General features: G+C 73.6%; 15 protein-coding genes. 8 read left to right on the forward strand and 7 right to left on the reverse strand.

Annotated elements, in window-relative coordinates:
• Position 1: 1 nt before the first annotated feature.
• Positions 2–484: a hypothetical protein gene (locus tag ACFVXH_RS23035; RefSeq protein WP_387826640.1), complete on the reverse strand. Its 483-nt coding sequence runs from the start codon at positions 482–484 to the stop codon at positions 2–4.
• A 221-nt stretch (positions 485–705) separates the two neighbouring features.
• Here ACFVXH_RS23035 and ACFVXH_RS23040 point away from each other — a divergent pair, with 221 nt between their 5' ends.
• The 4 genes from ACFVXH_RS23040 (at position 706) to ACFVXH_RS23055 (ending at position 4,404) form a co-directional block, all read left to right on the forward strand.
• The gene (locus tag ACFVXH_RS23040) at positions 706–1,539 is read left to right on the forward strand and encodes an NAD(P)H-binding protein (RefSeq protein ID WP_387826643.1); all 834 of its coding nucleotides are present in this window, start codon (positions 706–708) and stop codon (positions 1,537–1,539) included.
• 335 nt (positions 1,540–1,874) lie between these two features.
• Positions 1,875–2,711 (forward strand): NmrA family transcriptional regulator, encoded by an 837-nt coding sequence (locus ACFVXH_RS23045; RefSeq protein ID WP_181970918.1) that lies wholly within the window; start codon positions 1,875–1,877, stop codon positions 2,709–2,711.
• Positions 2,712–2,890: 179 nt separating this feature from the next.
• Positions 2,891–3,493 (forward strand): DUF1772 domain-containing protein, encoded by a 603-nt coding sequence (locus ACFVXH_RS23050; protein WP_049653286.1) that lies wholly within the window; start codon positions 2,891–2,893, stop codon positions 3,491–3,493.
• A 215-nt stretch (positions 3,494–3,708) separates the two neighbouring features.
• A complete protein-coding gene (locus tag ACFVXH_RS23055; protein WP_049653289.1) occupies positions 3,709–4,404 on the forward strand; it encodes a polysaccharide deacetylase family protein in 696 nt (231 codons plus the stop codon).
• Positions 4,405–4,553: 149 nt separating this feature from the next.
• Here ACFVXH_RS23055 and ACFVXH_RS23060 read toward each other — a convergent pair whose 3' ends face one another.
• Complete coding sequence (locus ACFVXH_RS23060; protein WP_310593231.1) at positions 4,554–5,021, reverse strand: DUF1772 domain-containing protein; 468 nt, start codon at positions 5,019–5,021, stop codon at positions 4,554–4,556.
• A gap of 219 nt (positions 5,022–5,240) precedes the next feature.
• Between ACFVXH_RS23060 and ACFVXH_RS23065 the strand changes: the two genes are divergently transcribed.
• From ACFVXH_RS23065 to ACFVXH_RS23080, 4 genes are all read left to right on the forward strand, one after another.
• Positions 5,241–6,248: an AraC family transcriptional regulator gene (locus tag ACFVXH_RS23065; RefSeq protein WP_049653291.1), complete on the forward strand. Its 1,008-nt coding sequence runs from the start codon at positions 5,241–5,243 to the stop codon at positions 6,246–6,248.
• Between the two features lie 129 nt (positions 6,249–6,377).
• Complete coding sequence (locus ACFVXH_RS23070) at positions 6,378–6,956, forward strand: TetR/AcrR family transcriptional regulator (protein ID WP_049653293.1); 579 nt, start codon at positions 6,378–6,380, stop codon at positions 6,954–6,956.
• A gap of 99 nt (positions 6,957–7,055) precedes the next feature.
• The gene (locus ACFVXH_RS23075; RefSeq protein ID WP_387826649.1) at positions 7,056–8,213 is read left to right on the forward strand and encodes a GDSL-type esterase/lipase family protein; all 1,158 of its coding nucleotides are present in this window, start codon (positions 7,056–7,058) and stop codon (positions 8,211–8,213) included.
• A 147-nt stretch (positions 8,214–8,360) separates the two neighbouring features.
• Entirely contained in the window at positions 8,361–8,924 is a 564-nt protein-coding gene (locus ACFVXH_RS23080; RefSeq protein WP_387826651.1) for a hypothetical protein, read from the forward strand.
• A 117-nt stretch (positions 8,925–9,041) separates the two neighbouring features.
• On the opposite strand, the gene ACFVXH_RS23085 is transcribed toward ACFVXH_RS23080, so the two are convergent.
• The 5 genes from ACFVXH_RS23085 to ACFVXH_RS23105 form a co-directional block, all read right to left on the reverse strand.
• Entirely contained in the window at positions 9,042–9,731 is a 690-nt protein-coding gene (locus ACFVXH_RS23085; protein ID WP_387826654.1) for a hypothetical protein, read from the reverse strand.
• 187 nt (positions 9,732–9,918) lie between these two features.
• Positions 9,919–10,584 (reverse strand): 4'-phosphopantetheinyl transferase, encoded by a 666-nt coding sequence (locus ACFVXH_RS23090; protein ID WP_387826657.1) that lies wholly within the window; start codon positions 10,582–10,584, stop codon positions 9,919–9,921.
• A 5-nt stretch (positions 10,585–10,589) separates the two neighbouring features.
• Positions 10,590–11,513, reverse strand: coding sequence for an alpha/beta fold hydrolase (locus ACFVXH_RS23095; RefSeq protein WP_387826660.1), 924 nt, complete (start codon positions 11,511–11,513; stop codon positions 10,590–10,592).
• A 34-nt stretch (positions 11,514–11,547) separates the two neighbouring features.
• Positions 11,548–12,018: an SRPBCC family protein gene (locus ACFVXH_RS23100; RefSeq protein WP_074004792.1), complete on the reverse strand. Its 471-nt coding sequence runs from the start codon at positions 12,016–12,018 to the stop codon at positions 11,548–11,550.
• A gap of 90 nt (positions 12,019–12,108) precedes the next feature.
• Positions 12,109–12,190: hypothetical protein (locus ACFVXH_RS23105; protein ID WP_375873872.1), on the reverse strand; the 82-nt coding region annotated here is incomplete at its 5' end.

The following is a 12,190-nucleotide window of genomic DNA, read 5'->3' on the forward strand; positions in this document are numbered from 1 at the left end:
GCTACTCCAGCAGCCACTCGACCCCCTCCTCCGGCACCCACGGGAAGGGCACCTCGGGCCACTGCGCTGCCGTCCACACATCGAGGTCGACCGCCATGACGGCGTCGATGAACTCGGTCGGCGGCCGGTAGTCGTGCGCGGTGACGTAGTGGGTGATCAGGAACGGTGCCGCATAGGCGATCGGTGGCGCGCCCGGGATCCGGATCTCGCCGTTGCCCTCCGGGCACTCGTCGCCCGGCGGGCACAGGTCGCACTCGTGCAGCCCGAGGCAGACGTTCATCCACTGCACCTGCTGGACGGCCCTCAGCTTCGCCGTGAACTCGGCGGGCACCTTCCCGGTCGGATAGGGCCGGCCGGCCTCCAGCCAGCCGACGTTCAACCGGGTGTAGGCGGGGCGGTACCAGAGGGCGCGAAACCCGGGCTCCGGCTCGTCGAAGTAGTCCTTGGCGTTGTAGGTGTACTCGGTCAGATCTTCGTAGAACACCGAGGCATCATGCCCGACCGGCCTCCACCACCCCCTACCGGACCTGCCGCGGCCGGGCCGTGACGACACGGCGGGTGCGCCGTGCGCGGTCACGTTCGGCGAGCAGGCCCAGGACCTCGCACGGCTGGCGTCGGGTGCCTCCTCGGCGATCTGCTTGACCTCAAGTCGGCTTGAATTCCTAGCCTTCCTCCGATCAGTCGTCAGATGACAGGAGAAGGCAGATGATTCTTGTGACCGGAGCCACCGGGAACATCGGACGCGCCCTGCTGGAGGACCTGCGGGCGCACGGAGCGGGCCCCCTCCGAGGCCTCACCCGTGACGCCGCCCGGGCCCGGTTCCCCGAGGGAGTGGAGGTGCGCGAAGGCGACTTCGCCGACCCGGCCGCCCTGGCGTCCGCCCTGGACGGGGTGCGCTCGCTGTTCCTGGTGTCGCGGATCGGCTCCGACGCCGAGATCCTCGCCGCCGCCCGCCGGGCGGGTGTCGAGCACGTGGTGCTGGTGTCGTCCATCACCGTTCAGACGCATCCGCACCTGGGCCCCGCCCGCGAGAACGCCGCCGTCGAGCGGCTGCTCACGGACAGCGGCATGGCGTGGACGGTGCTCCGGCCGACGCAGTTCGCCTCGAACGCCCTGTGGTGGGCGCCGGCGATCCGCGAGCGCCGGACGGTCCGCGTGCCGTACGCGGACACCGGACTGCCCACCGTCCACCCCGCGGACATCGCGGCGGTGGCGCGCGTGGCGCTGACCGAGCCCGGCCACCGGGGACGGACCTACGCGCTGACCGGCCCGCGGCGGGTGACGGCCCGGCAGCAGTTGGAGGCCGTCGCGGCGGCCCTGGGGCGGGAGGTGCCCGTCGCGGAGACCGGCCGCGCGGAGGCCCACCGGGAGCTGTCCGCGCTCCTGGGGGCCGAGGCCGCGGACGCGGTGCTGGACGTGACGGGCGGCGACGTCAACGACGAGCTGCTGGAGGTGCGCGACACCGTCGAAGCGGTCACCGGATCCCCCGCCAGGCCCTTCCGCCGCTGGGTCTCCGAGAACATCGCCGCCTTCCGCTGAGCCGCCCCCGGGCAGCACCCCCGCCCGGCACCGGCCGCCCGACCGACGGCCACCACCCGGGCCCACTCCGGCGGAGCGTCCGGCCGGGTGCTCAAGGGCCGCTGGAGGCCAGGTCGAGACGGGTGGTTCGTGACGGCTTGGGTGTGTTCTGGTGGAGGGCGGAGGGGGCGCGGCGGGGGTGTAGACGCTCGCGCATGGAACTGAGTGCGGAGGCTATGGTTCGCCGGCCCGGAGTGGCCTTGACTGGTGAGCACAAGGACGGACGCGCAGGGTTCACGAACACCGGCGGGTCCGCCGATCCGAACAGGCTCCTACTCCGAGTGAGGGTGATTGTGATGGCTGGTGTGGTGGATCTCGCGGTCGAGTCCGGTGTCGTGCTGGTGGTCGGTGGGACGGGGAAGACGGGTCGCCGGGTGGCGGACCGGCTGACGGCCCTGGGGTACGGGGTGCGGGTGGGGTCGCGTTCGGGTGCGGTGCCGTTCGACTGGCACGACGAGGGGACGTGGGAGGGGGCGTTGGAGGGTGTGAGTGCGGCGTATCTGACGTACTACCCGGATCTGGCGTTCCCGGGTGCGGTGGAGGCGGTGGGGGCGTTCTCGCGGTTGGCGGCGGAGCGCGGGGTGGGGCGGCTGGTGCTGCTGTCGGGGCGTGGTGAGGAGGCCGCGGAGGCGGGGGAGAAGGCGGTGATGGAGTCGGGGGCCGCGTGGACGGTGGTGCGGTGCGCGTGGTTCAACCAGAACTTCTCCGAGTCGTTCTTCCTGGAGCCGGTGCTGGCGGGGGAGTTGGCGCTGCCGGTGGGTGGTGCGGTGGAGCCGTTCGTGGACGCGGAGGACATCGCGGACGTGGCGGTGGCGGCGTTGACGGAGGCGGGGCACGCGGGGGAGGTGTACGAGCTGACGGGGCCGCGGCTGTTGTCGTTCTCGGACGTGGCGGTGGAGCTGTCGGCGGCGACGGGGCGTGAGGTGCGGTTCGAGGCGGTGTCGGAGGAGTCGTACCGGGGGGTGCTGGAGGCGGCGGGGCTGCCGGCGGACTTCGCGGAGCTGTTCTCGGTGATCCTGGACGGCCGCAACGCGTCGCTGGGCGACGGGGTGCGGCGGGCGTTGGGCCGTGAGCCGCGGGACTTCGCCGACTACGCCCGCGAGGCCGCCGCCTCGGGCGTGTGGAACGCGTGACCAGCCAGAAGGGCAACACCTGCCGTCCGTACGGCAGTCCACTTGATCGTCGGTGCCGGGCGGCGCCGACCGCCTGACCGAACACCCGGCCCCGGCCGGGAGCGGTGAGGAGGCCGGCGGCCCGGACACCGGGAGGGTCCCCGCGTCGGGCGGGGACCGGGGAGACCGAAGGAAAACCGATGCGCTCGAATCAGACCGCGACCCCTGCTTCCTACACCGCCGCACAGTCCTTCACCGGCCTCGCGCCGGGCGGTACGGCCCCGGCCGTACCCGCCACCCGGAGCAAGGCCGCCGGGCCGCTCCTGGTGGGCGCCACCGTCGCGATGGGCCTGATGGCGGGCCTGTTCTTCGCCTTCGACGTCTCGGTGATGCCGGGCCTCGCGGCGGGCGACGACCACACCTACGTGGCGGCGATGCAGCAGATCAACAAGGCGATCGACGGGAACGGGCTGTTCGGCCTGGTCTTCGTCGGCGCGTTCCTCGCCACCGGCATCGCCGCCTGGCTCCAGCACAAGGCCGGTCGGCGCCAGGCCGCGCTCTGGGCGGCGGCCGCGACGGCGCTGTACGTGGTGGCGCTGATCGTCACCATGGGCGTCAACATCCCGCTCAACAACGAGCTGGCGGCGGCCGGCGACCCGGCGCAGATCCACGACCTGGCCGCCGTACGGGCCAAGTTCGCGGACACCTGGGTGCCGGTCAACATGCTCCGCACCGCGCTCTGCGCCGGCGGACTGTTCGCGCTGACCCGCTCCCTGGTGCTGCACGGCCGCGCGGGGCGCTGAACGCCGAACCCCCGCACCGCGCCCCCGGCGGAACCCCGCCGGGGGCCTCGGCATGTCCGATACCCGCCGTGCCCGGCGGTGTCTGGTGCTTACGGCGCCCGGTGCTCCCACTGGCCGGTTCCGTTCGCTCGCGATCGACGGAGGGTCGCGGCGGACGGCCCCTCGGGAGCAGACTGGCGGCCGGTGCACGGGAGTTCCGACCGCAGGGGGCAGACATGACCGTACGACCCGGCAGGCGAACGGCAGTCGGCAGGATCCGGACCGCGATCGGCGCGCTCGTCGTCGCCCTGGCGGCGGGAGCGGCGGTCGCCCTGCCCGCCACCGGGGCGGAGGCGGCCGGCGCCAACGGCGGCAAGGTGGTCTACCTGACCTTCGACGACGGCCCCAGCCCCGCCTACACGCCCAAGGTCCTGGCGACGCTCGCCCGGTACGGGGTGCGCGCGACCTTCTTCGAGATCGGGCAGAACGTCGCCGCCCACCCCTCGGTGACCGCGCAGGTCGCCAAGCAGGGCCACAGCGTGCAGAACCACTCCTGGTCGCACCCGGACCTGCGCAAGCTCTCCGCCGCCGCGCTCGACGCGCAGGTGGCCGACACCGACCGGGCGATCCGCGCGCGGACCGGCCGCACCCCGAGCTGCCTGCGCCCGCCGTACGGCGCGGTGAACAGCACGGTGCGCTCGAAGGCCGCGGCGCTCGGCAAGCAGGTCGTGCTCTGGTCGGTGGACCCGGCGGACTGGTCCCGCCCCGGCACGGCCGCGATCCGGTCACGGGTGCTGGACAACGTCCGTCCCGGCTCGGTGGTCCTGATGCACGACGGCGGCGGCGACCGCAGTCAGACGGTGGCCGCGCTGCCGACGATCATCTCCACGCTCAAGGCGCGCGGGTACGGCTTCGCCACCCTCTGCGGCTGAGTCGGGCCGGCGGCAGAGGGTGGCGGGGGACGGGCGGCGCGCTGGGGCCGCCCGTCGAACGGGCTCGGCCCGGCTGCTGAGCGGGTCCGGGCCGGCCGTCGAAGGGGCTCGGCCCGGTCGGCTCCGCCCGTCGAGCGGGTCGGGGCCGGTCAGCTCTGCCCGTTGAGGATCAGCGCCCACGCGAGGCAGGCCAGCGCGCCGGTCGACAGCAGGGTGCGCAGCACGTTGAAGCGCACCCAGCGCGCCTCGAAGCGGCTGCGCACCGCGGCCGGGTCGGCGATCCGCTGGGGCGACCCGGCGGCCTCGAGCTCGTCGTTCAGCGGGATGTTGACCGAGCGGGTCACCCCGATCATCGCGATGTACAGCACGAGGGCGGCGATGGTCGCGGGCAGGACGTCGTGCCCGTCCGAGGGCAGGTGCAGGGCGACCGCGGCCGCGGTGGCGAGCAGGGCGCCGACGAAGCCGAGGACGAACCAGCCGTTCAGGATCGCCTTGTTGATGCGCTGCATGACCTCGATGAAGGTCCGGTCCTCGGCCCGCGCGAGCGCGGGCATGACCGAGCAGGAGAATCCGTAGAACAGTCCCGCGGTCAGTCCACAGGTGACAGTGGCCGCCACCAGGACGAGTGTGCGTGCCGTTTCCATCGTCGTGAGCCCCTCACTTCTCGCTGTCGGTACCGCTGTACTGCCGTACCGCCGTATCGCGTTCGCCGTGTCTCGGTCCATACCCCGTGGGCAGATCATCCGGCATCGGGGCGGTGCGGGCCACCTCGATCACTCAAGAGTCTCTCAAATGACGAAGCGTCAAATGATGTGCCGACGTCTACACTTGGCGGCATGGACACTCTGACGGGACTCCTCGACGGCCCCAAGGCCCGTGGCGCGTTCCTGCTGCGCTCCATCCTCACCCCGCCGTGGTCGCTGCGGATCGAGGACCGGGCCCCGCTCTCGGTCGTGACGATGGTCCGCGGCGACGCCTGGATCCTGCCCGAGCGCGGCACCCCGCTGCTGCTGCACCCCGGGGACGTGGCGATCGTGCGCGGCCCGGAGCCGTACACCGTGGCGGACGATCCGGACACCCCGGTGGACGTGATCGTCGGCCCGGGGCAGGTGTGCACCAAGGGCGGGGTGGACGTCTCCGAGGTGATGTCGCTCGGCGTCCGGACCTGGGGCCAGGGGCGGGAGGGCGACCGGGCCTCCTCGGTGGTGCTGTCCGGTACCTACCAGGCCGAGCACGAGATCGGCCAGCGACTGCTGGGCTGCCTGCCCGCGCTGCTGGTCCGCCCGGCCGGCACCGGCGCGGACGACACCCTGGTGCACCTGCTGGCCGCCGAGATAGGGCGCAACGAGCCCGGCCAGGAGCTCGTCCTGGACCGCATCCTGGACCTGCTGGTGGTCTCCGTGCTGCGCTCCTGGCTGGCTGCCCCCGACTCCGGTGCCCCCGCCTGGTACCGCGCCCAGCACGACCAGGTGGTCGGCCCGGTGCTGCGGCTGATGCACGACGATCCGGCCACCGCGTGGACGGTCGCCGAGCTGGCCCAGCGGGTCGGGGTCTCCCGGGCCGGCCTGGCCCGCCGCTTCACCGCCCTGGTCGGCGAGCCCCCGATGGCGTACCTGGCGGGCTGGCGCCTGGCGGTCGCCGCCGACCTGCTGCGCGAGCCCGAGTGCACCGTCGCCTTCGCCGCCCGCAAGGTCGGCTACAGCAACGCCTTTGCGCTCTCGGCGGCCTTCAAGCGGGTGCGCGGCGTCAGCCCGCAGGAGCACCGCCGGCTGGCCGCCACGGGCAGCCAGCCGCAGGCGGCGGGCTTCTCGGGGCCGGCGGAGACGGTGATCCTGGCGGGCTGAGCGGGCTGAGCGGGCTGAGCGGGCTGAGCGGGCTGAGCGGGCTGAGCAGGTCGTTTCCATTTGCCTAAACCATTTAGGCAATCCCATACTGTCCGTAGGCCACCGACGCGACCGTACGGGAGAACGCACATGGCACGGGCAGGGCTGACCGTCGAACGCCTGGTCGTCGCGGGCGCCGAACTCGCCGACGAGGTCGGCTTCGACCAGGTGACCGTCGCCGCGGTAGCCCGCCGCTTCGGCGTCCGGACGGCCAGCCTCTACTCCCACCTCAAGAGCTCCCAGGACCTCAAGACCCGGATCGCCCTGTACGCCCTGGAGGAACTCGCCGACCTCGTCGCCGACGCCCTCGCCGGCCGGGCGGGCCGCGACGCGCTCGCCGCCTTCGCGGACGCCTACCGCGACTACGCGGCCCGCCACCCCGGCCGCTACGACGCCACCCGCCTGCGCCTGGACGCCGAGACGGCCGCCGCCAGCGCGGGCGTCCGGCACGCCCAGATGTCCAGGGCGCTCCTGCGCGGCTACGACCTGGGCGAGCCGGAGCAGACCCACGCGGTGCGGATGCTCGGCAGCGTCTTCCACGGCTACATCAGCCTGGAGGCGGCCGGCGGCTTCAGCCACACCGCCGTCGACGCGCGGCAGTCCTGGGACTGGATCATCGACTCCCTCGACGCGCTGCTGCGCTCGGGCGGAGTCCGTACGACCGGCTGACCGACTGACCGGCCTCCCGTACGACCAGTCCGGCCATCCGCCCATGAGCCCGGTCTGACGACCAGGCGACCCGACGAACCGACGAACCGAAGAAGCATCATGACCACGATCACCACCCCCGTCACCGAGGACCTCCTCCACGGCCACCTCGACGTCGAACACACCCGCCGCGGCCTGCTGCCGCACCGCCTGCCCGCCGCCGCCCGCCGACGGATCCCGGACGAGCAGCTCGCGATGGCCGAGTCCCAGCCCTCCGGCGTCCGGCTGGCCTTCCGCACCCGCGCCACCACGATCACGCTGCACGCCGTCCCCACCAAGCGCGCCTACCCGGGCGTCCCGAACGTCCCGGACGGCGTCTACGACCTCCTGGTGGACGGCCGGCTCACCGCGCAAGTCGGCGTCCCCGGCGGCAACCTGCGCACCGTCGACCTCGCCACCGGCCGCTTCGAACTGACCGAAGGACCGTCCGGCAGCGCCCGGTTCACCGGCCTGCCGGAGCGGGACAAGACCGTCGAGATCTGGCTCCCGCACACCGAGACCACCGAACTGATCGCCCTCGACACCGACGCCCCGGTCGAGCCGGTCCCGACCGGCACCCGCAAGCGCTGGCTGCACCACGGCAGTTCGATCAGCCACGGCTCCAACGCCGCCCACCCCACCGGCACTTGGCCCGCCCTGGTCGCCAACCGCGCGGGCCTGGACCTGACCAACCTCGGCTTCGGCGGCGGCGCCCTGCTCGACCCCTTCACCGCGCGCACCATCCGCGACACCCCCGCGGACCTGATCAGCCTCAAGCTCGGCATCAACCTGGTGAACACCGACCTGATGCGGCTGCGCGCCTTCACCCCGGCCGTCCACGGCTTCCTGGACACCGTCCGGGACGGCCACCCGAGCACGCCACTGCTGCTCGTCTCCCCGCTGCTCTGCCCGCTCCACGAAACCGTGCCGGGCCCGCTCGCCCCCGACTTCAGCAGCGGCACCCTCCGCTTCCGAGCCACCGGCGACCCCGCCGACGTCGCCGCCGGCCGGCTCACCCTCACCGTCATCCGCGCCGAACTGGCCCGCATCGTCGCCGACCGCCGGGCCGACGGCGACCTCCACCTCCACCACCTGGACGGCCTGGCCCTCTACGGCGAGCCCGACCACGACGCCCACCCGCTCCCCGACGGCCTCCACCCCTCCCCGGAGGCCCACCGGCTCATCGCGGAGCGCTTCGCCGACCTCGCCCTCGCCCCCGGAGGCGCCCTGGCGCCGTGACCCGTCGTGACCCGCCGCGGCCGCCTCCCGCCGGGAGCGGCCTCCCGGCTCCGGGGCCGGTCGCACGAGCAGTCAGTTCCCTGTGCTGTACGACGTGCTCCTCCGTACACCACGTACACCATGCACCACTTCCGGAGCCACCTCTCGATGAGCACCACCTGCCCGACCTGCGCCGCGGCGGACGAAACCGTCACCGTGCGCCTCGCCCTCCTGGACTCCGACCGGCCGCTCGACCCGCCGACGCGGGAGCTGCTGACGATGCCGTCCGAGCCCCGGGGCACGAGCGGGGCCGCGGTCGCCCTCTTCGTCCTGGCCGGCCTCATGGGCCTGCTGGGACTGACCACGCTGGGCTCCGGCGACAAGGCCGCCGACGTCGACGACGCCGCGTACCAGTTCGGCTACCACTACGGGGCGTTCCTCTTCGCCGCGGTCCTGCTGGGCATCGGACTCGCCGTCCACTTCGCCCACCGGAGCCGGCGGAGCGACGCGGCGGACCAGTGGCCGCGGACCTACGAGCAGTGGCAGCAGCTCCACCAGGTGTGGCGGGCGACCTGGCTGTGCCGGCGCTGCCGCGTCGTGTTCCTCCCCGCCGCGTCGCCGCGCCCCGACTCCGCCGCCTCCTCCGCGACACCCGCGGAGCAGTTCCCGCAGTGGTCGGTGGCTGTCGCGCGACAGGACGACCGCCCCGGCGCCCCGACCACGGCGGCCTGACCGGCTGCCCGACCACGCCGGTCCGGCCGTCCACCCGGCAGCCGGCCCCCCGGAGGCCGCATCACGTGCCGCCGCCGGGGGGGGCCGGGTCGGGTCCGTCGCCTCAGACCTGGCGCCTCAGGCCCGGCGCCTCAGGAACGCGCTGATCTCGTACGGCCCCTGCCGCGCGAGTCCGACCAGCGGCTCCAGGTAGCCCAGCCATGGCGCGTCGAAGCCCTCCGGAGCCGCCACCGACAGACGGCTCCGAGCCGCGGCGACCCGTCCTGCGGCGGCCGGCAGCGCCTCGTCCTCCAGGCACCCGTACGCCTGCTCCACGAGTGCGGCCATCCTCCGCCGCCCCTTGCGGGCATGCGCCTGCTCGGCGCCGTCGCGGGCCACGAGCAACTGCTCGACCGGGATGGTGACCGCGGCTTCGAACGCGCCGAGCAGCGGCTCCTCGCACAGCTGCCCCACCACGCCCTCGGACAGCGGCGGGTTGCCGGCGACCAGCCGGTCCAGCATGGTGATGCCGAGCACCGCGTACGCGCTGGCCGTACGCCACAGCAGCACCTCCACCGCCTGCGAGAACTCGAAGGCCGCGCCGTTCAGTTCCCGCGCGACCTCGTAGTCGAGCCGCGGCGCCACCCCGTCGTCCCCGTCGTCGCGGCGGCCCTCGGCGGCGTCGGCCGCGTACCTCAACCGCATCTCCACGGCGAGCGCCGAGCGCCACTCCGCGTGCAGGCCGCTGACCGTGCCGTGCATCGCCGCCAGCGCGCCGTGCTCGGCCTCCGTCAACCCGTCCAGGGCCTTCCTGCTCGGGAAATCCACTTCAGCGCCTTCCGTCCGCCGACAACGTCGACGCCACGCTAGAGCCCCGCCGCGCCCGCCGCAGGCGAACCGGCCGCGCGCCACACCGATCAGGGCGAAACCCCGTAGCCCCGCCCCTCGTTCGGCACCAGCCGTACCGGCGTCGAACGAGGAGCGGGGCGGGCGTGCTCCACAGGCGGCGGGCGTCTCACGCGGCGGCCGCCCGGGACGCCGGGAGGGCGAGCGTGGTGACGACCGTGCCGCGGTGCACGCCCCAGGAACCGGTGCGGACGGCCGGGAGGTGCGGGTGCCGGGCCGTGAAGGTGCCGTCGGCGTGCACGGTGACGGCGATGGCCGCGAGCGGAGCCCAGGTGCCGGTCAGCGGATGGACGGCCTTGTAGGCGGCCTCCTTGGCGCTGAACAGGACGGTGTCCCACGGGGCTTGGCCCTCGGGCAGCTCCGCCAGGCCGCCGCGTTCGGACGCGCTGCTGACCAGCTGCAGCACGCCCCGGGGAAGCGGCCGGGCGGGCTCGGCATCGATCCCGAGCGAGGTGAGCCGCCCGGTACCGGCGACCGCGCAGGCCGTGTACCCGTCCGTGTGGGTGATGCTGCCCGTGACACCCACCGGCCACCGGGGCGCCCCGCCGGGCCCCGGCAGCAGCGGCACCGGCGGGTGCCCGAGAGCGCCCAGCGCCTGGCGGGCGAGTGCCCGGGCGGTGGCGAACTGCCGTCGGCGGCGCGGCGAACGGTCCTGGATGTACGCCGCCTCCAACGGCAGCAGTCGCTCCTCGGACGGGTCACCGAAGGACTCGGCACAGTGGACGTGGGGCGGGAGCAGCGCGGCCAGGACGCCGGCGGGGGCGGTGGTGGTCACGGTCGTCAGCGGCCGGCCGTGACCAGCAGGTGGACGTGGTGCGCGACGTGCTGCGGGGCCTCCAGCGGCACCATGTGGCCGGTGCCGGGAATCCGGTGCAACTCGGCCTGCGGCAGCGCCGAGGCGAGCTCCTGGCTGAAGCTGGGCTTCACGATCGTGTCCTCGGTCCCGGTGATGACCGCCGTCGGCGCGGTGATCCCGGCCAGGCCCGCGCGCTGGTCCATCTCCTGGGTCGACGCGAAACAGGCGGCCCGGACCGCCGGCACCGTGGCGGCGAACAACCGGCGGTTGGCCTCCCGCGCCGCCAGGGTGGCACTCGGCCCGTGCGTCCCACCGAGCAGCCGACGGCCCAGCCACGGCGTCCCCAGGGCCCGGCTGAACAGCTTCGACCCCATCATCTTGACCTCGTTCGCCGGCGTGTTCTGCCCGTGCGAAGCCGTCGACACCAGCACAAGTCCCGCCAGCCGCTTGACACTTGCCCCGCCCTTCGCGGCGGACGGCCCGGTCGCGGACAGCCCCTTCGCGGACAGCCCCGCCGCCCAGGCCAGCGCCGCGTACCCGCCACCGGAGTGCCCCACCACCACGACCGGCCGCTCCGGCGTGGTGAGCGTCCCGACCACGGTGTCCAGGTCCCGCGCCAGCCGCTCGATGCCGATCGGCTCCCGCCCGACCGTCGACGAGGCGTGACCGCGCTGGTCGTACGTGGCCACCGTGTGCCCGGCCGCCGCCAACTGGCTCGCGGTGGCGTGCCACACGGTCCGGGACGCGGCCCAGCCGTGGACGAGCACCACCAACGGCCGGCTCGGGTCGGGCTCGCCCGGCTGGTGGACGGTGATGGCGAGCCGCGCGTGGTCGTCGGTGGTCGCGGTGTGGTCGGTGGTGGTGACGGCGTGCCGGGTGGGCAGCGTGCGGATCTCGGTGATGGTCACGGCGGGCCTCCTCTTCCTCTTCCGGTGACGGTTCTTACTTCTGGTTGTCGAGGTGGTGGCGGAGGTTGCTCAGGGCCCGCTGGGTGGCGGTGGTGTGCTTGGCGGTGAGGTTGGTCAGCTTGTGGAGGAACTTGGCGAGGCCGTGCGGGGTGGTGGCGAAGGTGACGGTGAGCAGGGTCTGGGCGCCGTCGTTGTGGGGCGTGAGCTGGTACGTCGTCGTGCCGTGGAAGTGACCGGTGTGGCTCTGGGTCAGGCGGGCGTCGGGCGTCGCGTGGGTGGTCGTGGAGGTGAACCGGAGCTTGGGACCGGGCTTCCCGACGCCACCCGTGTGGACGGTGGTCGTGGTGGTGCCGCCCTCCTGCTGGGGGCCGGTGGGACCGGGCTGGTGGGTGTTGTGGGGGTGCCACCAGGTGGTCCTGCCGTTGAGTTCGTCGACGATGGCCTCCCAGACGGCGTGGGTGGGGTGGTCCAGGATGGCCCGGTCGGTGTGGTGGATGGCGTGCATGGGGAATTCGGCCTTTCGGTCGGCGAACGGGGGCGTGCGACGGGGGATTTCCTATTTCTCCGGACGCGGATTCCGGGTGTTTTTTGTGTGTTAGGGGAAGATGTTTTGGCCGGGGGTGAGGGTGTGGGTGGGGTCGTAGGTGTTTTTGGCGTTGGTGAGGGTGGTCCAGTGG

It is taken from the genome of Kitasatospora sp. NPDC058184 (assembly GCF_042883725.1).
Taxonomy (GTDB): Bacteria; Actinomycetota; Actinomycetes; order Streptomycetales; family Streptomycetaceae; genus Kitasatospora.